At 48.5% G+C, this 25,973-nt stretch carries 25 protein-coding genes; 9 read left to right on the top strand and 16 right to left on the bottom strand.

What is annotated here, in order from left to right; genetic code table 11:
- Nucleotides 1-16: 16 nt before the first annotated feature.
- The 12 genes from L4D06_RS18680 to gspC are packed head-to-tail and all read right to left on the bottom strand — an operon-like array spanning nucleotide 17 to nucleotide 11,209.
- A complete protein-coding gene (locus tag L4D06_RS18680) occupies nucleotides 17-763 on the bottom strand; it encodes a type II secretion system protein N (protein WP_274166928.1) in 747 nt (248 codons plus the stop codon).
- Nucleotide 764: 1 nt separating this feature from the next.
- Nucleotides 765-1,250 (bottom strand): type II secretion system protein M, encoded by a 486-nt coding sequence (locus L4D06_RS18685; RefSeq protein WP_429740697.1) that lies wholly within the window; start codon nucleotides 1,248-1,250, stop codon nucleotides 765-767.
- The gene (gene gspL, locus L4D06_RS18690; RefSeq protein WP_274166929.1) at nucleotides 1,251-2,456 is read right to left on the bottom strand and encodes a type II secretion system protein GspL; all 1,206 of its coding nucleotides are present in this window, start codon (nucleotides 2,454-2,456) and stop codon (nucleotides 1,251-1,253) included.
- Nucleotides 2,428-3,453: a type II secretion system minor pseudopilin GspK gene (gene gspK, locus L4D06_RS18695; RefSeq protein ID WP_274166930.1), complete on the bottom strand. Its 1,026-nt coding sequence runs from the start codon at nucleotides 3,451-3,453 to the stop codon at nucleotides 2,428-2,430. The genes gspL and gspK overlap by 29 nt, the downstream gene beginning before the upstream one ends.
- A complete protein-coding gene (gspJ, locus tag L4D06_RS18700; RefSeq protein ID WP_274166931.1) occupies nucleotides 3,450-4,097 on the bottom strand; it encodes a type II secretion system minor pseudopilin GspJ in 648 nt (215 codons plus the stop codon). The genes gspK and gspJ overlap by 4 nt, the downstream gene beginning before the upstream one ends.
- The gene (gene gspI / locus L4D06_RS18705) at nucleotides 4,081-4,443 is read right to left on the bottom strand and encodes a type II secretion system minor pseudopilin GspI (protein WP_274166932.1); all 363 of its coding nucleotides are present in this window, start codon (nucleotides 4,441-4,443) and stop codon (nucleotides 4,081-4,083) included. Before gspI ends, gspJ begins: the two co-directional genes overlap by 17 nt.
- Entirely contained in the window at nucleotides 4,440-4,997 is a 558-nt protein-coding gene (gene gspH, locus L4D06_RS18710; RefSeq protein ID WP_429740698.1) for a type II secretion system minor pseudopilin GspH, read from the bottom strand. The genes gspI and gspH overlap by 4 nt, the downstream gene beginning before the upstream one ends.
- Nucleotides 4,998-5,000: 3 nt before the next feature.
- Entirely contained in the window at nucleotides 5,001-5,438 is a 438-nt protein-coding gene (gene gspG / locus L4D06_RS18715; RefSeq protein ID WP_028024302.1) for a type II secretion system major pseudopilin GspG, read from the bottom strand.
- A gap of 44 nt (nucleotides 5,439-5,482) precedes the next feature.
- On the bottom strand, nucleotides 5,483-6,706 hold the full coding sequence (gspF, locus tag L4D06_RS18720) for a type II secretion system inner membrane protein GspF (RefSeq protein ID WP_429740699.1): 1,224 nt from the start codon (nucleotides 6,704-6,706) through the stop codon (nucleotides 5,483-5,485).
- Nucleotides 6,706-8,244 carry a type II secretion system ATPase GspE gene (gene gspE / locus L4D06_RS18725; RefSeq protein WP_274166935.1) on the bottom strand — a complete coding sequence of 513 codons (1,539 nt, stop codon included), beginning with the start codon at nucleotides 8,242-8,244 and terminating at the stop codon, nucleotides 6,706-6,708. The genes gspF and gspE overlap by 1 nt, the downstream gene beginning before the upstream one ends.
- A gap of 5 nt (nucleotides 8,245-8,249) precedes the next feature.
- Nucleotides 8,250-10,268: a type II secretion system secretin GspD gene (gene gspD, locus L4D06_RS18730; RefSeq protein ID WP_274166936.1), complete on the bottom strand. Its 2,019-nt coding sequence runs from the start codon at nucleotides 10,266-10,268 to the stop codon at nucleotides 8,250-8,252.
- A gap of 23 nt (nucleotides 10,269-10,291) precedes the next feature.
- Nucleotides 10,292-11,209, bottom strand: coding sequence for a type II secretion system protein GspC (gene gspC, locus L4D06_RS18735; protein ID WP_429740700.1), 918 nt, complete (start codon nucleotides 11,207-11,209; stop codon nucleotides 10,292-10,294).
- Between the two features lie 266 nt (nucleotides 11,210-11,475).
- Between gspC and hslR the strand changes: the two genes are divergently transcribed.
- From hslR to L4D06_RS18755, 4 genes are all read left to right on the top strand, one after another.
- Nucleotides 11,476-11,886, top strand: a complete 411-nt coding sequence (hslR, locus tag L4D06_RS18740; protein WP_429740701.1) for a ribosome-associated heat shock protein Hsp15 — start codon at nucleotides 11,476-11,478, stop codon at nucleotides 11,884-11,886.
- An 18-nt stretch (nucleotides 11,887-11,904) separates the two neighbouring features.
- A complete protein-coding gene (gene hslO / locus L4D06_RS18745; protein ID WP_274166939.1) occupies nucleotides 11,905-12,780 on the top strand; it encodes an Hsp33 family molecular chaperone HslO in 876 nt (291 codons plus the stop codon).
- Nucleotides 12,781-13,090: 310 nt separating this feature from the next.
- Nucleotides 13,091-14,722: a phosphoenolpyruvate carboxykinase (ATP) gene (pckA, locus tag L4D06_RS18750; RefSeq protein WP_274166940.1), complete on the top strand. Its 1,632-nt coding sequence runs from the start codon at nucleotides 13,091-13,093 to the stop codon at nucleotides 14,720-14,722.
- 169 nt (nucleotides 14,723-14,891) lie between these two features.
- Nucleotides 14,892-16,787, top strand: a complete 1,896-nt coding sequence (locus L4D06_RS18755) for an AsmA family protein (RefSeq protein ID WP_429740702.1) — start codon at nucleotides 14,892-14,894, stop codon at nucleotides 16,785-16,787.
- Nucleotides 16,788-16,795: 8 nt separating this feature from the next.
- On the opposite strand, the gene L4D06_RS18760 is transcribed toward L4D06_RS18755, so the two are convergent.
- The 3 genes from L4D06_RS18760 to L4D06_RS18770 are packed head-to-tail and all read right to left on the bottom strand — an operon-like array spanning nucleotide 16,796 to nucleotide 19,132.
- Nucleotides 16,796-17,743, bottom strand: a complete 948-nt coding sequence (locus L4D06_RS18760) for a bifunctional GNAT family N-acetyltransferase/hotdog fold thioesterase (RefSeq protein WP_274166942.1) — start codon at nucleotides 17,741-17,743, stop codon at nucleotides 16,796-16,798.
- A 39-nt stretch (nucleotides 17,744-17,782) separates the two neighbouring features.
- Nucleotides 17,783-18,217 carry a D-aminoacyl-tRNA deacylase gene (gene dtd, locus L4D06_RS18765; RefSeq protein ID WP_429740703.1) on the bottom strand — a complete coding sequence of 145 codons (435 nt, stop codon included), beginning with the start codon at nucleotides 18,215-18,217 and terminating at the stop codon, nucleotides 17,783-17,785.
- Nucleotides 18,218-18,238: 21 nt separating this feature from the next.
- Nucleotides 18,239-19,132 carry a virulence factor BrkB family protein gene (locus L4D06_RS18770; RefSeq protein WP_274166944.1) on the bottom strand — a complete coding sequence of 298 codons (894 nt, stop codon included), beginning with the start codon at nucleotides 19,130-19,132 and terminating at the stop codon, nucleotides 18,239-18,241.
- 45 nt (nucleotides 19,133-19,177) lie between these two features.
- Between L4D06_RS18770 and L4D06_RS18775 the strand changes: the two genes are divergently transcribed.
- Together L4D06_RS18775 and L4D06_RS18780 are read left to right on the top strand one after the other, a co-directional pair.
- Complete coding sequence (locus L4D06_RS18775) at nucleotides 19,178-19,813, top strand: DUF2959 domain-containing protein (RefSeq protein WP_274166945.1); 636 nt, start codon at nucleotides 19,178-19,180, stop codon at nucleotides 19,811-19,813.
- Nucleotides 19,814-19,942: 129 nt separating this feature from the next.
- The gene (locus L4D06_RS18780; protein ID WP_274166946.1) at nucleotides 19,943-20,191 is read left to right on the top strand and encodes a GlsB/YeaQ/YmgE family stress response membrane protein; all 249 of its coding nucleotides are present in this window, start codon (nucleotides 19,943-19,945) and stop codon (nucleotides 20,189-20,191) included.
- Between the two features lie 147 nt (nucleotides 20,192-20,338).
- Here L4D06_RS18780 and typA read toward each other — a convergent pair whose 3' ends face one another.
- Nucleotides 20,339-22,162 (bottom strand): translational GTPase TypA, encoded by a 1,824-nt coding sequence (gene typA / locus L4D06_RS18785; protein ID WP_274166462.1) that lies wholly within the window; start codon nucleotides 22,160-22,162, stop codon nucleotides 20,339-20,341.
- Nucleotides 22,163-22,736: 574 nt separating this feature from the next.
- Here typA and glnA point away from each other — a divergent pair.
- The 3 genes from glnA to glnL all read left to right on the top strand — a co-directional run bounded on the left by glnA (nucleotide 22,737) and on the right by glnL (nucleotide 25,971).
- Nucleotides 22,737-24,146 (top strand): glutamate--ammonia ligase, encoded by a 1,410-nt coding sequence (gene glnA / locus L4D06_RS18790; protein ID WP_274166461.1) that lies wholly within the window; start codon nucleotides 22,737-22,739, stop codon nucleotides 24,144-24,146.
- A gap of 111 nt (nucleotides 24,147-24,257) precedes the next feature.
- Complete coding sequence (locus L4D06_RS18795) at nucleotides 24,258-24,803, top strand: DUF4124 domain-containing protein (RefSeq protein ID WP_274166460.1); 546 nt, start codon at nucleotides 24,258-24,260, stop codon at nucleotides 24,801-24,803.
- Between the two features lie 145 nt (nucleotides 24,804-24,948).
- Nucleotides 24,949-25,971 (top strand): nitrogen regulation protein NR(II), encoded by a 1,023-nt coding sequence (gene glnL / locus L4D06_RS18800; RefSeq protein WP_274166465.1) that lies wholly within the window; start codon nucleotides 24,949-24,951, stop codon nucleotides 25,969-25,971.
- Nucleotides 25,972-25,973 lie beyond the last annotated feature (2 nt).

The following is a 25,973-nucleotide window of genomic DNA, read 5'->3' on the forward strand; positions in this document are numbered from 1 at the left end:
TCTCTCCTGCAGAAGCCTAACCGTTGAAGCTCAACCGGTAACGCCCTTCTCCATCTGGCGCGCCCAACCAACCCAACTGGCCTTTGATACCCTGAGGCAGAGCATCACCCGGAATAAACCACCCGCTTACGCTATATTGCTGGTCCGGTGACAAAGATAAATTAAATTCAGTTTCAAGAGCTTCCGAATCACTGTCTCCACTCACCAATACACGACCGGTATCACACGTTAGTTGTGCCATCACCAGACCAGGTTCAACCGACCCCATTGGCGAGTCAACACTACCTTGCGACCAAGCCAGCGTGCCGTCAAGCACATCACAGAAAGGTTGCTGCAATTGGTAATCACGAAGAGTGAGATCAAACTGCCCTTTTAAACTAACAGGCATTGGATAAGGGATAAATGATTGAACAAAGTGCGCGGGCGCAGAGAGCAGCAATTGATTTGCATACACCCCACTAAAGCCATACCCAACGTTGCCACGTACAGAGAATCCGGGCACGCCGGAAACGCGAACACCGAGATCCGCCTTCCCTGCTAACAGTGCGAGTGGGTTGAACTGCCAATTGATGGCACCAAGAGACTGACCTTGCCAACGAAAATCTGACGCCATGCCATTCCAGATAGTTCCAGATACGCCATTCACTTCCAACCCGTTTACAGGCGGAATGTAGCGAAAAACAAAACTAGCTGGAGTATGCACCACAACACTAGTCAGTAAGACCAGTACAAACACGATACTCATGAGGACTGTGCGCTTCATCTTACCCTCGTCCTAATTGCAGGCGCTTTACTTCAACCAATCCCGACTTATCGGTCTTACCTATATCAATGAACTTCACCTGCACGCCGTGACTCACGGACAAAAAGTCGAGCCAGCTTAACAAGGTATTAAATGGCATGGGTTTCAACCAAACTTGGATCTGCTCTTGCTGTGGCTGAAGACGCACAATTTCAAGGTTGTAGCGCTTAACACTGGTGGTCACAGACTGATTGAGCGGCAATGCACTCGCCTGTCCACGACTTCCCGCAGTAACGCGTAGTGATTGGATTTCAGCCGCTTTACCATTAACCCAAGCCAGCAGATTCTTTTCACTGTTCACACGTTGCTGAGCTTGCTCTGCTCGAGCTTGAAGTGGACTCACTACTCCCCAATACAGGCCGCCGAGAAGTAATACGGCTGTTGCAACGCCCATCAGGCGTTGCTCTCGCTTAGATAGCCCTTGCCAATAAGCCAATATCGTTTTCATTTATGGCTCCTTTCGCAAGACAAATGCACCCGTGACGCTTTGCTGATCACGACTCAATTGCCCTAATTCTGTCGAATACTTCGCGGACAGTGCCTCACGCAGTTTTTCGAAATCACCAAAGTCTTTGCCGCGAGCATTCAGACGCAACTCACCACGATCACGATCGAAGCGCATGGCATCCAACTTGATGCCTGACGCCCCGTCCAAAATCGGGCCCAGTTCGGCAAGCCAAATCATGACACCAGAACTGCTTCCCGTTCCAGATAATCGTGTCACTTCGCTTTCGAGTATACGGCGCATATAACTGGTGGTAGGAATACGTTGGTTTTGAGGCAACAGTGCACGCACTCGCGCCTCACTTTGGGCGCGATATTCATCAGCTTGCGCTTCCATTTGATAGATACCCGCCACTTGCTCAGCGCCTAGCACTGAGAGTAACAAGGCAGCCGCAATAGCAACACTTCGCCAAGGTTTAAGGTGCTTATAGATTTGATTTTGAGGCTTATATTGACCAACGAGCAGATTGTATCGGCTAGTTAATGCGCCTTGCGCAAGTAGCATCATGACCAATTCGGCTGGCTCACTTCGCCAGTTTTCAGCAGCACCCTCTGGCAACTCAGAGTAACTAACAACCGCTTTCATTGGTGCATCAGCATCTTCTTGCTCGTGCAAACTACGCAACCACACTGGCAACCACAGCATTTCAGCCATGCCCCCTGAGGTTTCATCTACGCGCACAAGCCAACGGTCATTAAGCTTCGCGACACTGTAGGCGTCTTCATCAAGCGGTAAGCACAAGCAATCAGGAATAAGACGACGCACAGTAAGACCCGCATCGGCCAAGGCATCAAGCCACTGCTGCATGATGCGCTTTTCAACCACGGCCACATGCGCTTGCTCGGCACTTTTGCTCAACAAAGTAACATGAACTTGATCCACGTCCTGTGCCAAATCATCTTCGAGCAGGAAAGGTAATACGTTCTCTAACTGACGCGCACTCCCAGATGGGATAGCCACTGTCGCTAAGGTAACTGCAGCACTGTCAGCCAGCGCCACCACCTCTCGATCGACAGCATAGTCTGTCAACTGTGACAAACTGTCAGCTTCGCCTGACGCGATCACTTCCTGTTGGCTCGTTGACCACACCAGCCAAGGTATGGGTTCCTGCGTATCGCAGTTAAGCCTTATTGTCAGGATCTCGCTCACTCATTCCTCCAAAGCGGCGACGAACTACAGTCACCGTACCATTATCATCCCTTTGCAACAGCGCTCGTAATCGTAACGACGTGCTGTCGAGGGTTATTTCCGTGTCCAACTCAAAATAGCGGCTTCGCACATCAAGATTTTTTTGTAGCTTTTCTTTATCTTCGTCGCTAAGCCCTGAGAGTACAGGCTCTGCAATAAAACTCGCGATGTCTTTCCAACCATCAACTGCATTTCGCTCGTTGATCAGCTGCTTCGCTTGATCTTCCGACAAGTTAGGGTGCAGCAACGCAGTCAGGATCGGTGCATCTTCTTCCGTCAGCGTATTGATGTTCACCACCAGCTTATTGCTGGGAATGGCACACAGCAACGGGCTCACTTTCTCATAAATTTCACGGGTCACACCGTTAATGGCACGCCATTCTGATATATCAGCAATCAAACCATTGGGAGCAACGTGCGGTATCGGACGTGCTTCGTATTCACTATCTTCAACGCCCAACGGCGATTGAACATTGGTGTTAATATCGATGTATTCCCACGTTGCTGCCGCAACCGTTTCCGCCTCAAAGCTGTCAATGTCTTGCGATTCAATCAACTGTTGCAGCGCAATTACCAGCGCCGGATTGGTGCCATTCTCAGTCGGCTTGATATCTCGCAACCCGTTGACATTAAAACAGGCCTGACGATCGTAAACGTTGCCTGTTGCCTGTCCGCCATCAAGAGGGTAAATCTGATCACGCACAGCCCAAGGTTGACTCAACGTCACCGTGTCGTCGTCACCAAAACTCTCTTCAAGACCAAAACGAGCAAGTGATTCTACCGACTGCGCATACCAATATGCCTGCTGGTAACGAATTTGGCTTTCTGCTCGGTCAAAGTTCACGAACATACGGCTTGCCATGTTCACTGACACCATGGTCATCAAAGCCATGATCAAAAGCACGACAAGCAGTGCAACACCGCGTTGTGATTGTCGGCCGTGCGTTTTCATTATCATTGCACGCCACCAGCAATTGGCGCAGGTAACACTTGCCCAGGCAGTAAATAAACTCGGGTCAACTCACCATAGCGCTCGGTGTCGAGTGTCACTCGGACAGCTTTCGGCATCTCAAGCGGAGTGTCCCAACTTTGCTGCCAACTCTCACTGCCCAGCACTTCAAATTTAATATCTGTGACACCTTCCATCACTGGCATCACAGCAGGGTCAACCGCCGAACTATCATCAGGGTACATCCAACGAACGCGCTCTAACGTGTCATCTTGAATGCGATACCCCACCTTGACCACTTCTCCGCGAGGGAACAGGGCTTGCGGGTTAATCCACCCACCGCGAACAAAGCGTATTCCCTGAGATTCCGATTCATTCACATCATCACCAAGTTCGAGCAATGACTCTTGCGCTTCCTCACCACCATCGCGATATTGTCTCGCCATCATTTGGCGGAAATCGCTATCCATGATCAGTAGTGTGCGTTGCAAGGTTTTTAGGGCATTACCCACTTCTTCTGTTTGCTTATCACTGGCAATCACATTGCTGAATATCTGGTTTGCCGCGACGCTCAACGTGGCGAATATCATCAAGGCCAGCAACACTTCAATAAGTGTAAACCCGCGAGATCGGCGCTTAATTTGCAGGAACATACGTTCTCACCGACACAATTGAGCTACGCTTCGTTTCGTCTTGCCAAACAATCACGTCGATAGCGCGAAGCATGCTGTCTGCTGTCGCCGTGGGTTTAATGGTCCAATACCACTTTCGCCCAGCCATTTCTGAGCTGCCATTCTTTTCTGATGACAACGCTTTTCCTTCCAATACCAACAATGCCAGTTGATTATCAGCCACCATGGCAGCAAAGGTTTTTTCTTCTAGCACACCGAGTGTATTCACATGCTGTCCGGTGGCATTAAGCACCGCTAGCGCAGCCACCGCAAAAACAGCCATGGCTACTAGCACTTCAATCAGGGTAAAGCCGCGAAGTCGCTTCACTCTCTACCCTCATTCAGCGCAGTTATTTTGAACGTCGCCACATCATTTCCTTCCACTTGCCACAGGCGTTTCTCATCGGCTAAAAATGTCAGCGAAAATGGGATGATTTCACCGTTACCCATTAGCACCACTTGTGGTGGTTTTGGTTTTTCCTCTTCTTCAGCAAACATTTCGTCATCAAACAGTTCGGTCCGCTCAAAAAGGCGATCTTCTTCAGCAACAAACCCCGTGACTTGCAAATCAAGCTCGATACCTTCGGGCATGGTGGCTTCAGTGACTGTGCGTCCCTTTTCAACTGGCACCCAGTCTTCTCGAGTTAGACGCACCAACTGGTAGCTGTTGTCATTCACTCGCAGGCCAAACGTTTGACCGCTCAACAACGCTTGTTCAGTCCAAAGCTGTACCAATTGATAGAAACGCTGGGCTTCCCCTTTAGCTTCATCACTTTGGTTTTGCGGAAGGTTGGGCACCACGATCACTGCGCTGATAGCTAACAACAGCATCACAAGCAGAATTTCCAGCAATGTAAACCCGGACGGGCGCCCTCTCTTCATCGATTACTTAAGGTCTAACATGTTCCAGTTACCAATGTCCTGGTTCACACCCTCACCGCCTTCTTGGTTATCCGCGCCCAAGGAGAAAATATCAACGGAACCATGCTCACCTGGGTTGAGGTATTGATAATCGTTACCCCAAGGGTCTTGCGGCAAACGCTTAATGTAGCCATCTTGACGATAGTTACGTGGCTCTGGAGACGAGCTAGGCTTGCTGACCAATGCATCCAACCCTTGGTCTGTCGTCGGATAAACACTGTTATCCAGACGATACATATCTAGCACACCCTCAAGTGAACTAATGTCTGTGACGGCTTTTTGTTGATCCGCTTTGTCTTTGTTACCCAACAGGTTTGGTACCACCAAACTTGCCAGTACACCCAAAATAACGATGACAACCATGATTTCCAGCAGGGTGAAGCCCTGTTGACGTCGTTGCATGTTCTCTCTCCTGAAAAATTGCTGCTCGGCAGCTTATATTGAAATCAAACGCCCACAATATTGTTGAGCTGAATAATAGGCATTAATGTTGCCACCACAATGAAAAGTACGATTAACGCCATCACAATAATCAACAAAGGACCAAAAATACCCAGTGCGATGTTCACTTGAGACTCAAAATCCCTGTCTTGGTTGTCTGCCGCTCGAGTCAGCATTTGTTCTAGCTCGCCACTTCGCTCACCACTGGCGATCATATGCAGCATCATTGGCGGAAACAGTTTCGATTTTTCCAACGACACTCTAAGGCTTGTGCCTTCACGAACTCGGTCAGAGGCTTCCAACACTTTGGTTTTCACCCAAGTGTTTGTCATCACATCAGCAGCCACTTTCATACCGTCCAAGAGCGGAATAGCGCTGGAGGTACAAATTGACAACGTACGCGCAAAACGAGATGTATTAAGCCCTCGCGCAACACGTCCTATTACAGGCATGCTGAGAATATTTCTATCCCAGCCCAGTTTTCGATTTGGGTTTCGAAGCATCATCTTGGTCAGCACGAATGTCGCGACGAATACGACTAACACTAGCCATCCCCACTCGGTGACAAAATCACTGGCGGCAAGTAACACCTGAGTAATACCGGGCAACTCAGCACCCGTTTTTAGAAATTGCCCAACAATATCTGGTACGACCGTCGCCAACAAAAATGCCACGATCGCAATAGCCGCCACGGTCAACACAATGGGGTAAACCATGGCTTGAATCAGCTTGTTCTTCACCTGCTGTCGGTTTTCGACGTAGTCAGCCAAACGCTCAAGCACAGGCCCTAAGTGACCGGATTTTTCACCCGCAGCGACCATGGCGCGAAAGAGCTGATCAAACACATGGGGGTAGTCCCCAAAGCTATCTGACAGGGTATACCCCTCAACTACTCGGGCTCGCACCCCTGTAAGCATGTTCTTCAGCCGTGGCTTTTCCGTTTGTTCCGCGACGGCTTTGATACACTCTTCAAGTGGCATGGCAGCTTGCACCAATGTAGCGAGCTGGCGGGTTATCAGTGCCAAATCATTTGTGCTGATCCCACGCTGAAAACCAGCAGAGGGTTTAGCTTGGTTTTGCTGTTCTTTTTCATGAGTTTGCGCTATCTCCATCGGGACTAGCGCTTTTTCACGAAGTAGTTGGCGAGCCAATCGCGCTGTATCCGCTTCAATCACGCCCTTAACGGTGCGCCCTTTGGCATTTAACGCTTTGTATTCAAACGCCGCCATTACCCCTCCCGCGTCACACGCAGAACTTCTTCTAACGTCGTTTGACCTTTACGCACTTTCATCAAACCATCCGCTCGAATGCTCGGAGAGGATTGGCGAACATAGCGCTCAATGGCCTGCTCGCCCGCTTCATTATGAATGAATTCCTGCACTTGCGTATCCACAACCAGCAGTTCATGAATACCCGTTCGACCGCGATAACCTTTATGGTTACAGGCTTTGCAACCCTTAGCACGGTAAAGGGTCAATGGCTCATGTTCAGCCAAACCAAACCACGCTTTACTTTGCGTATCCGCCTCATAGGCTTCTTTACAATCAGGGCACAAGGTACGAACCAAGCGTTGAGCTAATACGCCCAATAACGAGGAGGAAACAAGGAAAGGTTCAATCCCCATATCACGCAAACGCGTAACAGCACCAACCGCGGTATTGGTATGAAGGGTCGACATCACCAAGTGACCCGTCAAAGAAGCTTGAACTGCAATTTGCGCGGTTTCTAAATCACGAATCTCACCAACCATTACCACGTCAGGGTCTTGGCGCAATATTGCGCGCAAACCACGCGCGAACGTCATATCAACTTTGGTGTTCACTTGCGTCTGACCAATGCCGTTGATATCAAATTCAATCGGGTCTTCGACGGTGAGTATATTGCGCTCGGCGCTATTAAGTTCCGTCAAACCGGCATACAAGGTGGTCGACTTACCCGAACCTGTGGGACCGGTGACCAGTAATATACCGTGTGGGCGCTTAATCAAGGTTTGGAAGCTGTCATGGACAGATGGCGTCATCCCCAAACTTTCGAGGTCAAGTTGAGTGGCATTTTTGTCCAACAGGCGCAATACGACACGTTCACCGTGGGATGACGGCATGGTAGATACACGCACATCAACAGCACGTCCACCAATGCGCAGTGAAATACGACCATCTTGAGGAACACGTTTTTCTGCGATATCGAGACGCGCCATGACCTTGATACGAGAAACAAGCAGCGGCGCTAATTTGCGGCTAGGGCTTAAAACTTCACGAAGCACGCCATCAACACGGAAGCGAATCGATAGACTTTTCTCGAACGTTTCAATGTGGATATCAGACGCGGTTTCTTTGATGGCTTCACCAAGCATGGCGTTGATTAATTTGATGATCGGCGCGTCATCTTCGGACTCAAGCAAATCTTCACTTTGCGGCAGCTCTTCCGCAAGAGCAAAGAAGTCATCGCTGTCAGCACCAATGTCTTGCATCAGTTGCTGCGCTTCGGATGAATCACGCTGATAAAGCTGGGTTAACTTGGGGTCAAAATCTTCAGTGCGAAGCTGTATCGGTGTAAAGCTTTGACCGAGTACACGGCGTACTTCCATCAATACCGCTGGCTTCGGTTGATCTCGGTAATACAACAGCCAGCCACCGTCCGTTCGCTCAACGACCACGCCATGACGCTTGGCAAAGCCAAACGGCAAACGCGTTGCCGCTGTCACCACTTCAGCGTCAAAGTCTTCGCTGATGAAGTCCGTTTCTAAATCTACAGACTGCGTATCCATCACCGCTACCTCAACTCAGCCATGATGGCACGCACTTCCGCAGGCATCGTCAAGTCCACACCGTACTCAGGAAGTATTGGCTTTTTCACGCCAGGCATCAGTTTTACTTCCTCTTGAGCTCGATAAATTTGTTCAGCTCTGATGTAGTTATATTTACGCTGTGAAATTCCATCAGCCGTTAAACCAGTGCGGATGATCGTTGGCTTGATAAATAGCATCAGGTTACGTTTTGTTTTGCCTGATGACGTGGATTTAAACAGGTGACCAAGGAACGGAATATCTCCCAATAACGGGACCTTCTGTTCACTTTCGTTGGTCTGCTCATCAATCAAGCCACTCAGCACAATCATTTGCTTATCCGCCGCCAATACTGAAGTGGTTAGCTGACGTTTACCAAAGCGAATATCAACTGCCCCACTAGCGCCGAGTACGTTAGAAATTTCCTGCTCAATATTGAGTTGAACGGAATCTCCCTCGTTTATCTGTGGCGTGATTTTGAGCTTAATACCCACGTCTTTACGTTCAACGGTTTGGAACGGGTTGTCATTACTTGAACCTGTCGTCGAGCCTGTTACCACTGGTACTTCTTCACCAACGATGAACGATGCTTCTTCGTTATCCAACACCATCAGGCTTGGCGAAGAAAGAATATTAGATTCGCTGTTCGACGATACCGCTGTGACCAACGCCGTCCAGTCACCAAACACGATGCCAGCGGCAAGACCACTCACACCACCCAGAACTTCTGCGATAGCCGTTGGGTCGCCAGATTCCGTGATGGGTACCTCAACCAAATTGTTGTTGTTATCAAAGCGCGACTCTGTCGTGGTTTGATCTTTCGCTTCTTCTTGCGCAGCGAGGTAGTTGGTAACAGGCACGCCCGTATTACCAAATTGAATACCACCGCCATCGAGCGAGCCCCACTGAACACCCAGATTAGCGCCATCGCTTTCTGATACTTCCACGATCATGGCTTCAATCAATACTTGCGCACGACGGATATCCAGCTGAGAAATCACACTTTCCAATGCACGCATGATGTCAGGCGGCGCCGTGATCACCAGTGCATTTGTTCCTTTGTGAGAAGAGATTTTTACATCGTTACCCGCAACCGCGCCTGTTTGACGTTGGCCACCTTGCTTTTCGGCGATCAGGTTTTCAGACACGCCCTGCAATACATCCACCACTTCTTCGGCTTTTGCATAACGAAGATAAATGACACGGTTATTACCCGTGGTTGCCATTTCGCGGTCAAGTTGGGAGATAAGCTTACGAATGCGGTCACGCACTTGAGGTTCACCAGAGATCAACACTGAATTGGTACGCTCATCAGCAACAAAGCTAGGCTGGAGAAGTTGAGGAGTATTTTTACCGTCACCTTGCTTATTCAAACTCTCAACAATTCTCACCATCTCTGAGGCCGACGCAAACTCAAGGTGAACCACATCCACTTCTTTGTTACCCGCTTGGTCAACACGTTCAATGATCTCGGCCAAACGGTTAACAACCGCAGCACGGCCCGTGATCATAATGACATTGGCTGGGTCATAGTGAACCACGTTACCCGCACCCGCGTTGTCAATGAGCTGACGAAGTAGCGGTGACAATTCACGAACAGAAACGTTTTTTACCGAGACAACGCGCGTAACAACCGCATCGCCTTGCACTTTGTCATTATCACCCACCACAGGGATTGCCGATTGCTTCGCGTCTTTGTCGCGAATAACTTTCAACACACCATTTTCCATTTCAACCACAGCAAAGCCATAAACAGACAATACATTGAGGAAAAACTGGTAATACTGATCTTCGTTGAGCACATCGTAGCTACGCACGTTGACCTTGCCACGAACCGCAGGGTCAACAATGATCGTTTTCTCAAGGTTGCGTCCCACAATTTCGATGAACTCTTGAATATCAGTCCCTTTAAAGCTGGCACTAAATTCTGCCGCCCATGCGCCCATGCTCTGCATGGCGAGCATGCCAGCAATCAACCACGTTTTACCTTTCATCCACGTCTTCACTGTGTTCTCCGTTTCAGTCTTACTTAGAGACCGATATAAATTTCGTGCAGTTCACCGCCGCGCTGAACGGTAAGGCTGATTTCGGACGCATCAGACAAGCTTTGCCAAATGCGATTCATCTCTGCAGGGTTGGTTAAGTCTGCGCCATTAATTCCCACGGCTACATCTCCGGGTTGCAACCCTGCTTCTTTAAACAGACGGCTATCGCTCCCCGGACCGAGGCGATAGCCTATCAAGCCATCCTCACCCTGTTCTTGAGACAGCGTGATGTATTTCAGTAATGATTGAGGATTGCTAAGAATTTCAGCTTTGACCTTCGTCAGATCAGCACGTCCCGTGTCTCTTGAATTTACTGCAGGACGCGAAGCCGTGGGGGAGTTTCGCTTCGGCTGTTGCGTTGTTTTACTGTAATCCACTCCTGCCAGCATTAACGCTTCATCATTCCCGTTATTACGCAATATCACACGATCGTTCAACACTTGACGTAAAATAACGCGTGTTCCTTCAATTGCTTCGCCGACACCGTATGTTTTTTGCGCGCCACGATTTGCAATGACCGCTAAACCGCGTTCGGGTTCGGAGCTTGCCACCAATCCAACAAGCGTTAGGTTTAAGCGAGTACGAGGGGCATCAACAACAGGTTCAGGTTTTTTCTTAACTGGCGCCGCTTTTTCACTGAAACGTCCAAAAAAGTGGCGACTCGCCAAATCATTCAGTTGATAAGCGGGGGCTTGTTGCCCAGATTGCGTGATCACTGCCGCTGTTGATAGAGCATCAACGGTAGGAGGCATAACCCAAGACCACACAAGGCGGCCTAGTGTCCAAGCAAGGACAATAATCAGCAAACGTGTTGTCCACTTTGCCGCTTTTGCAGGGAATTCTTTCCCAAGTTGTGGTTGTACCCAATTGCTCAGGCGCTGTATCCCTAAATTCGCAAACATGTTCTTCCTGTCGTAGTACTTCGCATTCCGTTGGCTGCCAGCAGATTGCCTATTTTAGCGCCTAGGTGCAGGAATTATTAAATTGACTGTCCAATTTACCTTTTTTCCACGCACTTGCCGATAAGTGAGAACCCATTTTTGTCTGAATGATTCCATTGCGGCTTGAAAGTTGGACGCTTGAACACCATATAAGAGCCATAATTGTGATGCTGATCGGATTACCTGATTGTGGTAAGTTTAGCCCGTCAAACGTAAAGGAGTGTTTAGTGGGTTCAAAACACGGAAATAGTGACCAAGATTTACAGGTAAGGCTGGATAAATGGTTGTGGGCCGCTCGCTTTTACAAAACCCGTTCCATCGCTCGTAATATGATCGATGGGGGCAAAGTGCATTACAATGGCCAACGTGCCAAGCCTAGTAAAGTGGTTGAAGTTGGTGCAGAAGTTAAGCTCAGACTTGGCTCTGAAGAAAAAGTCGTGATGATTGAAAACATCAGCGGTCAACGTCGCGGCGCACCAGAAGCCCAATTGCTTTACAGTGAAACGCTGGAAAGTGTGGAACGCAGAGAACAGCGTACTTTAGAACGCAAACTCCATGCACATAATCCAAGCCCCGAACGTCGCCCTGACAAAAAGCAGCGGCGCGATATTATCAAATTTAGAAACAGTAACGATTAACGCCGGAGAAGTTATCCCATGGCACACGATAGTCTGCACCGTTACTTGTTCGATGGCGTGTCAGTGCGCGGCGAACTGGTTCAACTTTCAGAAACGTATCAGCAACTGACGGGTGGAAAAGACTACCCTGCACCGGTTAAGCAAATGCTTGGCGAGCTATTAGTCGCGACCAGCCTGCTCACCGCAACCTTGAAATTTGAAGGTAGCATTACCGTCCAGATCCAAGGCGAGGGCCCTGTGTCTCTAGTCGTAGTGAATGGTAATCATAACCAAGTCATGCGTGGCACTTCACGCTGGCAAGACGATCTTCCAGAGTCTGCATCTTTCAAAGAGTTAGTCGGTAAAGGACAAATGGTCATTACCATCGAACCTGAGAAAGGCGAGCGCTACCAAGGTATTGTTGCACTAGAAGCCGATACGCTAGAAGCTTGCTTGGAAGATTACTTTGCGCGCTCAGAGCAGCTGAAAACCCGTCTGTGGCTTCGTACTGGTGAGTTCGAAGGGCAAGCGAGAGCTGCGGGTATGTTGCTTCAGATCCTTCCAGGTGACGAAAGCAAAGAAGAAGAATTTGACCATTTGGCGCAACTTACCGATACCGTGAAAAACGAAGAGTTGTTCAGCTTGGAAGCGCAAGACGTTTTATATCGTCTTTACCACCAAGAAGAGGTGAAAGTCTACGAGCCAGAAAGTGTGACCTTCAAGTGCACATGTTCACGCGAACGTAGTGCATCTGCTATTGCCGCTATTGAACGCCAAGAAGTAGAACAAATGGTCATTGAAAGCGGAAACATTAAACTTCACTGTGACTATTGCGGTGCAGATTATGAGTTCGACAGCGTTGATATTTCAGCCATTTTTGACCAAACCAACCCGTCTTCTGGCACAGTGCATTAATATTTTTCTTCGATAATTAATGAGCAAAAACCCCACAAAAACCGGCTAATTAGTCGGTTTTTTTTTATTTATCACCCGATTCCCAATAAAAATACGCCTTTCTCTAACCTCTTAATTTTGTACAAATATTAACCGATCCAATCTGGCGTAAGTACGCAACATGACGGTAATATAAATAGTACAAACTAATTAATTGAGTTTCATAACCTTAAGAAGTTTGTGGTTATTTTTTGAATTAACTCTCTGAATTGACTAATTCAGCTTGCTAGCATGGACGACAGTTACTTTACATCTTACCCAAGGAGCACCTATGACTGTCATGAACGTCGAAAAAAAGGTTGCACACAATATCGACTTGTCGAAACACGGCATTTTCGATGTTGAAGAAGTTGTTCGTAACCCTACCTACGAACAATTGTTTGTTGAAGAAACTAAACCGGAACTGAAAGGATATGAGAAAGGCACCGTCACTGAACTCGGAGCAGTGGCAGTCGATACTGGTATCTTTACAGGCCGCTCCCCGAAAGACAAATTCATCGTAAAAGATGACACCACAAAAGATACCCTTTGGTGGTCCGATCAAGGTGCGAATGACAACAAGCCTATCGAACAACACGTATGGGATGATCTTAAAGAATTAGTCACACAGCAACTGTCAGGCAAACGCCTGTTTGTGATTGATGGCTACTGTGGCGCAAACCCCGATACACGCCTGAATATCCGCGTGATCACCGAGGTGGCCTGGCAAGCACACTTCGTCAAGAACATGTTTATCCGCCCAACAGAAGAAGAGCTGGAGAGCTTTGAGCCTGATTTCGTCGTCATGAACGGGGCGAAATGTGTTAACGAGAAGTGGCAAGAGCACGGTCTGAATTCCGAAAACTTCACCGTGTTTAACCTGACAGAACGCATGCAGCTCATCGGCGGTACTTGGTACGGCGGCGAGATGAAAAAAGGCATGTTCGCCATGATGAACTACTTCCTTCCGTTGCAAGACATTGCTTCTATGCACTGCTCTGCTAACAAAGGAACTGATGGTGACGTCGCCATTTTCTTTGGTTTATCCGGTACGGGTAAAACGACCTTGTCGACTGACCCCAAACGAGAACTCATCGGTGATGATGAACACGGCTGGGATGACAACGGCGTCTTCAACTTCGAAGGCGGCTGCTACGCAAAAACCATTAAATTGTCGAAAGAAGCAGAGCCGGATATCTACAATGCCATCCGCCGCGATGCGCTGCTAGAAAACGTCACGGTGCGTGGTGATGGCTCTATCGACTTTGATGATGGGTCAAAAACAGAAAATACCCGTGTTTCTTACCCGATTTACCACATCGAAAACATCGTGAAGCCAGTGTCAAAAGGGGGTCACGCCAACAAAGTGATCTTCTTGTCTGCTGATGCCTTTGGTGTATTGCCTCCTGTGTCTAAGCTGACACCAGAGCAAACCAAATACCACTTCCTGTCTGGCTTTACGGCTAAACTGGCAGGTACTGAGCGTGGTATCACGGAGCCAACACCGACGTTTTCAGCATGTTTTGGCAAAGCGTTCTTAACGCTACACCCAACGCAGTACGCAGAAGTGCTCGTTAAGCGCATGGAAGCGGTCGGCGCAGAAGCGTATCTGGTTAATACTGGCTGGAATGGTACTGGCAAACGTATTTCTATCAAAGATACGCGCGGCATTATCGATGCGATCCTCGATGGTTCTATTGAACATGCAGAAACCAAAGACATTCCAATCTTTAACCTGACGGTTCCAACCAACCTACCAGGCGTTGATCCAAGCATTTTAGATCCACGAGATACTTACGTTGACCCACTGCAGTGGGAAAGCAAAGCGGAAGATTTGGCGAAGCGTTTCATCAATAACTTCGTTGAATACACCGACAATGCAGAAGGCAAAGCGCTGGTCAAAGCCGGCCCACAGCTCGACTAAAACTGCACACCAATCATAGCCCCCAACCTTGGGGGCTTTGTTTTTCTCAATCCCGCTTCACGTCATCTTTTATTACCGCTTGAATAACGTCACTTTTTGCGCCAACCTCAACACATCTGCGGTTTATCCCTATCTTCCGCGCGCATAACCAAAGAGAGAACTTCGCCAAATGCGTTTGCTCATCAAGCTGTTTGCTTCATTGCTGATCGTGTTTGTGGTGACATTAGCAACCAGTTTGATTGTACTCAGTACCAACTTTGGGCTGCCTATGCTGAAACAGGCGGTGAGGCTCGCTACACCCTATCAATTGAACGCAGATTCGCTTGAATACTCCGTGTTGGCGCCATTTTCTGTGGCATTGTCTGGCCCCAATTTGGAGCACGACACGGACTCCGATAAAAATCGTTCCGCTGAGTTCATCTCTTTCCGTTTAGCGCCATTTTCATCACTGCTTGGTGAATGGGTATTTGCCAGTGTGGTTGTTCGCGGTGTCGACCTAGACAAAACGGTGAAACACACATGGCCCTCATCGCTTTCTATTCGCCACTTTGCGTTAGATGACGTCAGCTATCACGGCGATGTACTTTCATTTGACCACGCAGACATCCAACTGTCGGATTGGCAGAACAGCGCGGAGACATGGGGAGATTGGCGAGGGAGATTCCAATTATCTACCCCCAAGATCAAGGTTGAAGGCCAAGTGCTCACGAATGTCTTACTCGACAGCGAATACCGAGATGACGTTTGGGAGATTTGGGGATTGTCGCTCAACAGTGGTTTCGGCAATATCACAGGCAGTGCTACCTTGCATCCAGACAACCAGTGGACCGTCCATCAGCTCACTTTGTCAGATGCTCGCATTGAACCATCAAAGCAGCTTCAGCGCCTCTCTGCGCAATGGAATACTTTTCGCCAACACAACAACATCCACATTAAACGGATAGATTTACTGGATGTTAGCGCAGCCTTAGAGCAGGTGACGGTAGAGCACCTCAATTTTTCGGCACAATCCGTGCACCTTAAAAAAGGCGAGTTAGTGTGGGCCCCCAATGCCGCATCTTCGCTTGTGTCATTCAACGCGAGCTTGTTCAATGTAGAGCAATGGCTACTGACCGATTTACTCGCTGAGTTATCGCTATCACCAACACGCGTTGACGTAAGCGCATTTTCAGCCAAAGTGAATGATGAGGGCTTTGTCTCTTTTTCCGGAGCAATGGGAGCGTCTTCGCTCGCACTTAAGACACTGATTGCCAATGGCTTAAACATTGAAATAGACACAGATACTCTCAACAATCTGCATCAAAAATGGACAGCATTTGATTCAGTTTCTGTCGATCAGTTATCGGTCAAACACACCAGCATTGCTCTGCCAGACCCCGACTTTCCTTTGCAGATCATCGGGCTAAATCTACGCGGTCGAGACATGGTGACGAGAAAAAAAGCCAGAGATGGAATGTGGCAAGGTACGCTCACAGCGAGCGCAGCCGCTGCCAGTATTAATCGTATCGCGGTCTCCGCCCCCTATGCCAGCATGCGCGTTGACGAGGCGGGTGAATGGCACTTAGACCCACTCAGTCTCAATTTCCCACAAGGTCAACTGTCGGCAAAGGCGCAAATTCAATTACAAAGCCCCAGCCACCCATGGGCAGCAACTATCAATGGTCTTCGTATTCCTAACTCCCTCTACCAACATTGGCTAGGGGCGCCATTGCCTTTGCTTGGCGAGCATGATGTCGAGATTCAGTTATCAGGACTCGCCGCAGACAAAAACAGCTTCGCGTATAGCTTGAGTGGCGAAGTGAGCGCTACGCCCCACCAAACGCAACTGGTCACACAACCTGAACAGTCGCTCTCTCAGCGTTTGTTAACGTTATTCTTGCCACAGAAACAAAGCGAACCTTCGGTTTCGATTCCCGTAAAAGTCGGAGAGGTGAAGATCATCGCTGATAGAGGCCGCATTGCTTTGACACCGGTGAGTATCGAAGCAACAGCGGAGGCGGCATCGCTATCAGGAAATTGGGATTTGGTAACAAAAGAAGGGGCGCTATCGAACCAAACTCGTTAAGCGCTCAGCTAGCCAAACAACAAGGTTTGATTTTGCATTTCATCTGCCGCTATTTGGTTCGTTTCAGGCATCAACACAAAGGTTCCCGTAAATGTGCCTGCGACTTCTTCACCACTGTATAACGTCACTTCCAGTTTCACTCGTGCTCGGCGGCCATTGGCGAGACGATCTAAATCGCCACTTAAACTGTCTAATGACACCGCAGCGCGGGGACGTTCTGTTATCGGTTTACGATAACGAATATGACTGTCAGCCAGAACAATACTGGCAGAAAGCTGTCGTTCTTTCATCAGCAGCCACACCATGCCCCACCCAGCCAACGTCGCCATACTAAATACGCTGCCAGCAAACATTGAATCATGGGGGTTAAGGTTGGCATTTAGTAGTGCAGACACCTCAAAGCGGTAGCCCGAAAACTGTGTAATGCGAACGCCCATTTTGTCACTGATTGGAATTTGCTGCTGCCAACGTTGCTGAAGTTCATGGCACCATTCTGGGCGACGAACCACATCCGACATAGGGTCAAGCAGCTTTAACATTTGCTGATGCTGAACCGGGCCGCGCTCTTCACTCAGCTCACCTTGGTTGCTAAAGCCATTAGTGCTATAAAAACCAATGGCGTCCTCACGGGCATTGCACACCAAACGCTTCGCACCTTCTTGGCGCGCTAACGATTCCAATGCCATCAATACCAATGCGCCTAATCCACGGCTGCGATATTGTGGTGCAACGGCCATATATCGAATCTGACCATCATTATCAGGGCTAATATAGAGTCGACCAATGGCAATAGGATCGCCTTTTGCGTCGACAATCATACGATGATGCGCAGCCACATCGTATGCATCTCGCTCCGACCCTTCAGGTTGACGCCAAGGCTCACGGAGCATCTTCCAACGAAAATGGAAATAGGCGTTTAGCTCGCTTTCCTTCGTTGGCGTGATTAATCGAAACATGCTCACTCCTCTCCTTGTGAACCCAATAACTGGCTAGTGTTAGGCTTTCAACCAAAACGTGACTGGCCCGTCATTGGTTAGACTAACTTTCATGTCAGCCGCAAAAATACCGTTTTCTGTCTGTACGCCGCTCTCTCGGCAATATTGAGAGAACAACTGATACAGTCTGTCTGCCTCTGCAGGTGGCGCTCCATTAAAACTAGGACGCATTCCTTTATTCGTATCGGCGGCGAGCGTAAATTGCGACACCACCAGCACCTGACCACCGGCTTGCTGAACATTGAGGTTCATTTTACCTTCGTCGTCAGCAAAGATTCGATAGCCCAATACTTTTTCATGTAGGCGATGGGCTTTCTTATCATCATCGCCTTTTTCGACACCCAACAGTACCAGCAAACCTTTGCCAATCGCCCCGACAACTTGACCATCAACAACCACATTCGCTTCACTGACTCGCTGGATTAGCGCAATCATATCAGTTCCTTTCTTATCGTCTTAACTATCAGTAATTTGATCTTTTTCCGGCTCAGCCTCGACAAACCACATCGAACGCTCACCTAATGACGCGGTTATTTCCGCACCTAACAGCACAATACACCAACTGAGATAAACCCAAACAAACAGCAATGGCACCACAGCTAGTGCGCCATAAATCAGCTCATACGAAGGGAAATTCGTCGCGTAGAAGGCAAAGCCTTTTTTACTAAATTCGAACAGTACGCTGGCCGACATGGCGCCAATTAACGCATGGCTCACCCGGATCCGACAGTTTGGTACTAAGGTATATAGCCCCCAAAATGCGAGTGTTGTCAGTATAAAAGGCAAGCCACGAAGTAGCGTCGGCGCCCACATTTCACTGCCTTCAAGATCAAGCAAATTCAACGAGCCAAGGTAAGAACTGACACCAATACTGCTACCGACCAATACCGGCCCCAAGGTTAGCACCATCCAATAAATGGAAAATGACACCACGGAAGCCCGCTTATGTTTCACGCGCCAAATGTAATTTAAGCTCTTATCAATGGCTGAAATGAGCATCAAGGCCACCACGAACAAGAAAGCGACACCGACAGCTGTCATCTTGCCTGCATTGGCGACAAATTGGTTGAGGTATTGTTCGAGTGCATCACTCGATGCAGGAACGAAGTTATGCAACACGAACGTGCGGATTTCGTCGCCCGCTTCTGCAAAACTGGGAAAAATTGATAATGCTGAGAGCACAACCGTGATCAATGGCACTAATGACAACAAAGTCACGTAAGCCATGTAACCTGCACTCACCGTTAGGCGGTCATGAACAATACGGCGAACAAGATGCCGCAAAAACGCGAATAAAATCTGCCCTATCCTGGGCATTAAATGCTTGAGTCGTTCCATTCCTTCAACCATAGTCTCTTGTAAAGAAGGTTTATCATAACGTAAAAGGAGTTTGCCGTGCGTCTTCTCTCTACCCTGTTTCTGGTTTTCACGCTGGTCGGTTGCCAGTCCGCTTATTACGCCACCATGGAGCAGGTTGGTATCCACAAGCGTGACATTATGGCTGACCGAGTCGAAGCTGCATCCGAGGCGCAACAAGAAGCCAGTGAGCAATTCACCAGCGCACTTGATGCACTGACTGAGCTAACCCAATTTGATGGCGGTGAGCTGGAAACCATGTACAACACCATCAATGATCAGTACGAAGACAGCGAAACCGCTGTCGAAAACGTACGTAATCGCATTCAAGGCGTCGAAGACGTGTCAGATGCTTTGTTCGACGAGTGGCAAGAAGAGCTCGACCTTTACTCCAGCGCCAACCTTCGTCGTGAAAGCGAGCGCAAGCTCAATGCAACCAAACAAAGTTATCGCCAAATGCTCTCTGCCATGAAAAAAGCAGAAGGCAAGATGACCCCCGTACTCGACACATTACGAGACAACACCCTGTATCTTAAACATAACCTGAACGCAGCGGCTATCGGCGCTCTCAAAGGCGAGTTTTCGGGCCTAGAGAAAGAAATTAATCGTGCGATCAAAGATATGCAGTTAGCCATCGCCGAATCAGAGCGCTTCCTAACCACCTTAAAGAACTGAATTAGCTTTCAATGTTTCTCGCAGATGAAACACCTTGAGTAAGACAAATTCCCTTATCGTTTGCGCAGGCGAATTTTCTGCCTGCATTCAACGGTATGAAAACCGTCTCTCAACATGGAGGAGAAACACATGGGCATTATTTCTTGGATCATTCTCGGGCTACTCGCGGGTATTTTAGCGAAGTGGATTATGCCAGGGAAAGACGGTGGTGGTTTTATTATGACCACGCTATTGGGCATCGCGGGTGCGGTGGTTGGTGGTTGGGTTAGTTCACTACTTGGCTTTGGCACTGCGGGTGGTCTAAGCCTAGGTAGCATTGTCATGGCAACGGTTGGCGCACTGATCTTGTTGTTTCTATACAATCGATTCGCCAAGTAATCCTTCTCTTTCTTAACGATTTCTTACGCCATATAACGCTAAGAAACACTGGAAATAGAAAGCGTTAGACACAAAAAAGCCTCCAATCATGGAGGCTTTTTTATTCGCTACCGTTGAGTCACGATAGCGCTAGCGTTGGTAAATGAATTACCCGCGGCTTGCGCGTTTACGCTCGTTCTCAGTAAGAAGTTTCTTACGGATACGAATGCTTTCTGGCGTTACTTCTACCAATTCGTCGTCATCGATGAATTCTAGTGCTTGCTCAAGCGTGTACTTGATAGCAGGTGAAAGTGTTTGAGCTTCGTCAGTACCAGATGCACGAACGTTAGTTAGCTGCTTACCTTTCAGACAGTTAACTGTCAGGTCGTTAGAGCGGTTATGAATACCGATAACTTGACCTTCGTAAACTTCATCTGCGTGTTCAGCAAACAAACGGCCACGCTCTTGCAGGTTAAACAGTGCGTAAGTCAGTGCTTTACCTGTTGCGTTAGAAATCAATACGCCATTTTTACGCATACCGATAACGCCAGCTTTCATTGGACCGTAGTGATCAAACGTGTGGTAAATCAAACCAGAACCTGACGTCAACGTCATGAACTCAGTTTGGAAACCGATCAGACCACGTGAAGGCATGATGAAGTCCATGCGCACACGGCCTTTGCCATCTGGAGACATGTCAGTCAATTCGCCTTTACGAAGACCGATTTTCTCCATAACGCCGCCTTGGTTTTCTTCCACAACGTCGATGGTTACTGTTTCAAACGGCTCTTGTTTCTCGCCGTCTACGTCTTTGATGATAACTTCTGGACGAGATACTGCTAGCTCGAAGCCTTCACGACGCATGTTTTCGATCAGGATAGACAGGTGAAGTTCACCACGGCCTGATACGCGGAAACGATCCGGGTTATCGGTTTCTTCAACGCGCAATGCAACGTTGTGTACCAATTCTTTTTGCAGACGCTCAAGGATGTTACGTGAAGTTACGTACTTACCTTCTTTACCTGCGAAAGGAGAGGTGTTTACTTGGAACGTCATGGTTACTGTTGGTTCATCAACAGATAGCGGTGGAAGCGCTTCAACCGCGTTCACGTCACAGATAGTGTCAGAGATTTTCATCTCGCCAAGACCGGTGATAGCAACGATGTTGCCCGCGTGAGCTTGATCGATGTCGTGACGCTCAAGACCAAGATAACCCAGTACTGTACCGACTTTACCGTTACGGGTTTTGCCGTCAGCACCAACGATGGTGACTTGTTGGTTAGGTTTAACCGAACCACGTGTTACACGGCCTACACCGATAACACCAACGTATGAGCTGTAGTCCAACTGAGAGATTTGCATCTGCAGTGAACCGTCAGAATCAACTTCTGGAGCAGAAACGTTATCAACGATAGCTTGGAACAATGGTTCCATGTTCTCGCCAGTTTCGCCTTCTTCTAGGGTTGCCCAGCCGTTTAGTGCTGATGCGTAAACCACTTGGAAGTCAAGTTGTTCGTCGGTTGCGCCAAGGTTGTCGAACAGGTCAAACACCTGATCCATAACCCAATCAGGACGAGCGCCTGGACGGTCAATTTTGTTGATAACAACAATAGGCTTCAAACCGTGACCGAACGCTTTCTGCGTTACGAAACGGGTTTGTGGCATTGGGCCATCCACGGCATCAACGATCAGAAGAACAGAGTCAACCATCGACATGATACGCTCAACTTCACCACCGAAATCGGCGTGTCCTGGAGTATCTACGATGTTGATACGGTAGTCATTCCAGTTAATAGCGGTGTTCTTCGCCAGAATGGTAATGCCACGCTCTTTCTCGATGTCGTTCGAGTCCATGACGCGTTCTTCGTGCTCGCCACGTGTTTCTAGGGTGCCAGACTGCTGAAGCAGCTTATCAACCAGCGTAGTTTTGCCGTGGTCAACGTGCGCGATGATCGCGATATTTCTTAGTTTATCTAACTGTAAGGTAGACATGGGTACTCTTTCACTCAAAAAAGATGTGCCGCCAAAGGCAACTAGCAAACCTGCTAGGAGCACTCACCGCCACTTGATTAAAATCCGGTCGTAATTTAACAGATTTTTACTCAAAACCCACCAACAATGTGACTTAGGATCAATTTATATTCATATGGGCTTATTCATGACACACATTTAGGTGAATAAAAAAGCAGCTCAATCCCTTATTTTCCCCAGATAACGGGTGATTTTTGCGCCACAGCCGCCAAAGCCTCGATATTTCGATCGAGTTCACAGCTCCGACATTACGTATTCATTCCGCTGTATCAGTGATTGACAAGGCCTTCCTAGCACTGCTGAATGATTCAATTGGTTATGCAATCCCTTCCATGCACCATCATGGTGCGGACGCGCACCAAAGTTGATCGCGGCATTGCTCACTTTCAACGCAAATTCGCCTAAATACAGGCATTAACGGGAAATTTAAACTTGGCACGCTTTTCGCTTAAGTGTGCTCAGACCAACTTTTTGGTAGAGCGCATCAACGCGGCTTCGCCAATTTAGAGAACAATGACACCGGAGGTTTATTCACATGTCAGTAGAAAACGTACTCGCCTTAATCCAAGAGCACGAAGTGAAATTTGTTGATCTGCGCTTCACCGATACCAAAGGTAAAGAGCAACACATCTCAATCCCAGCTCACCAAGTTGATGCAGACTTCTTTGAAGACGGCAAAATGTTTGATGGTTCATCTGTTGCAGGCTGGAAAGGCATCAACGAATCAGACATGGTAATGATGCCTGACGCATCTACTGCAGTGTTGGACCCATTTACGGAAGCCAGCACACTGAATATTCGTTGCGACATCCTAGAGCCGGCGACCATGCAAGGCTACGATCGTGACCCACGCTCAATCTCGAAGCGTGCAGAAGACTACATGCGCTCTTCTGGTATCGCAGACACCGTTCTTGTTGGCCCTGAGCCAGAGTTCTTCTTGTTTGACGACGTGAAATTTGCCACTAACATGTCAGGTTCTTTCTTCAAGATTGATGACGTAGAAGCGGCTTGGAACTCAGGTTCTGATTTCGAAGGCGGTAACAAAGGTCACCGTCCAGGCGTGAAAGGCGGTTACTTCCCAGTTGCTCCTGTTGATTCATCACAAGATATCCGTTCTGCCATGTGTTTGGTGATGGAAGAGATGGGTCTGGTTGTTGAAGCACACCACCACGAGGTTGCTACTGCAGGTCAGAACGAAATCGCAACGCGTTTCAACACCCTGACTTCTAAAGCGGACGAGATCCAAATCTACAAGTACGTGGTTCACAACGTGGCACACGCATTTGGCAAAACAGCGACCTTCATGCCTAAGCCACTAGTGGGTGATAACGGTTCTGGTATGCACGTTCACATGTCTTTGAATAAAGATGGCCAAAACTTGTTTGCTGGTGATAAATACGGCGGCCTGTCTGAAATGGCGCTGTTCTACATTGGTGGTATCATCAAGCACGCACGTGCAATCAACGCATTTGCTAACCCAGCAACTAACTCATACAAGCGTCTTGTACCAGGCTTCGAAGCGCCAGTTATGCTTGCATACTCTGCACGTAACCGCTCTGCTTCTATCCGTATCCCTGTGGTACCAAGCCCGAAAGCACGTCGTATCGAAGCACGCTTCCCAGATCCTGCAGCTAACCCATACTTGGCATTTGCTGCACTTCTGATGGCTGGTCTTGACGGTATTAAGAACAAGATCCACCCTGGCGATGCAATGGACAAAGATTTATATGACCTTCCTGCAGAAGAAGCAGCAGAGATTCCAAAAGTTGCTGAGTCTCTGGAAATTGCATTGAAAGCACTTGACGAAGATCGTGAGTTCTTGACTTCAGGTGGCGTATTCTCTGACGATTTCATCGATTCTTACATCGGTCTGAAATCTCAGGACGTTGAAAAAGTCAACATGACCACACACCCACTGGAATTTGAACTGTACTACTCAGTGTAATACGTTCGGTTTCATACCAAATCAAAGGGCTCGCTCACAAGCGAGCCTTTTTTCTATTGTTTATCCATGACTTAGGCGCAAACTGTCCTTTTTACGCTTAGGGTCAACATCATGCGTCGAATATGGCTAATGCTCCTCTTAGGTGCACTTTCAAACACGGCTCATAGCGACGAGTATTATCGTTGGGTCGATGAGAACGGCACGCTACACCTGAGTGATTCCAAACCCGAATTCAGCGTTAACGTTGAAGTCCTCATTCAACCTAATACTGCCAATACTCACTCCCCAGAAACACCGCCCACACCACCAACCCCTCCTACCCCCGACGCACCAGCCATTGCATCTCACATCAAACTCTTGTCTCCAATCAACGAAGCCACCCTTCGAAACAACCAAGGCAACATCAATATCGAGTTGTCTACAGACTTACCACTCGGTAAAGACCAGCGCGTTCGCGCAGTCATCGACGGAAAGCCACAAAAGCCACAGCGCAACTTGCAGATAGAACTGGTGAACATTGACCGTGGTAGCCACACCATCAAGGTGCAACTGTTACAAGATGGCAAGGTTATTGCAGACTCATCCTCAGTAACTGTGTTCCTGCATCGGGCTATTCAACAAAAAGCCCCATCAAAAGGGAAGCCAACCCCTAGATAGCGTGTTCACGGTCACCATGTGCAAGCAATTGAGTGCAAAGCACGTTTTCATCGCTGCACAACCATGCACAATCAAGTAAACTTGATTGCACCATAACGGTGCAGCCAAATAGGAAGGTGATGTGGCCACTCTGACCGAAACTGTAATGGACAATCTGATCACGGCAATTTTGGTGCTCGATAACGACCTCGTCGTCACGTATGCCAACCCTGCCGCTGAGCAGCTTTTGTGCCTAAGTGCACGCCGATTACGTGAACACCCTCTCTCGGATGTTATTCAGCACTGCTCTATCGATCTAGAGCAAGTGAAAGAGACATTGGCGAACGGACAAGGGCTCACAGACAGCGATGTCACTTTAGTGGTGGATGGCCATCAGCGAAAAGTGGAGCTGAGTGCCAGCCCACTGATGTGGCAACGCAGCCCATCCATGTTGCTTGAAATCAAAGCGATCGGTCACCAGCAACAGATCAGCAAAGAGCTTCAACAACAAGCACAGCAACAAGCCGCCAAAGAGTTAGTTCGTGGCCTTGCCCACGAAATCAAAAACCCCTTAGGGGGGCTTCGCGGCGCGGCGCAACTGCTGGAAAAAATGCTGCCAGATCCGAGCCTTGGTGAATACACCCGCATCATCATTGAGCAAGCTGACCGTTTAAGAAATTTGGTGGATCGTTTGCTTGGCCCTCAAAGGCCAGGGCATCGCCAGCAAGAAAACATTCATGTGGTGTTGGAAAAAGTGCGCCAGTTAGTGGAACTCGACAATAACGGTGTCGATATTCAGCGAGATTATGACCCAAGTTTGCCAGACATCGAGATGGATCCTGAGCAAATGGAGCAAGCGGTGCTGAATGTGGTCAGTAATGCCGCGCAGATACTGGCGCAAACCCCCAACCCAGAAATCACGGTGCGTACGCGCACTGAGCATCAAGTGGTCATTGGCGGTAAACGCCACCGTCTCGCTGCTCGCATTGATATATCAGACAACGGGCCTGGTATTGACCCTGAACTTCAAGACACCCTGTTTTATCCCATGGTGTCTGGTCGACCGGGCGGCACAGGGTTAGGTTTGTCCATCACGCGGAATCTTATCGATCAGCACAAAGGCAAAATCTACGTCAACAGCTGGCCGGGGCACACCACCTTTACCATTTTGTTACCAATTCGACGCTAAGG

Source organism: Enterovibrio makurazakiensis, from assembly GCF_050336585.1.
Lineage (GTDB): Bacteria > Pseudomonadota > Gammaproteobacteria > Enterobacterales > Vibrionaceae > Enterovibrio > Enterovibrio gelatinilyticus.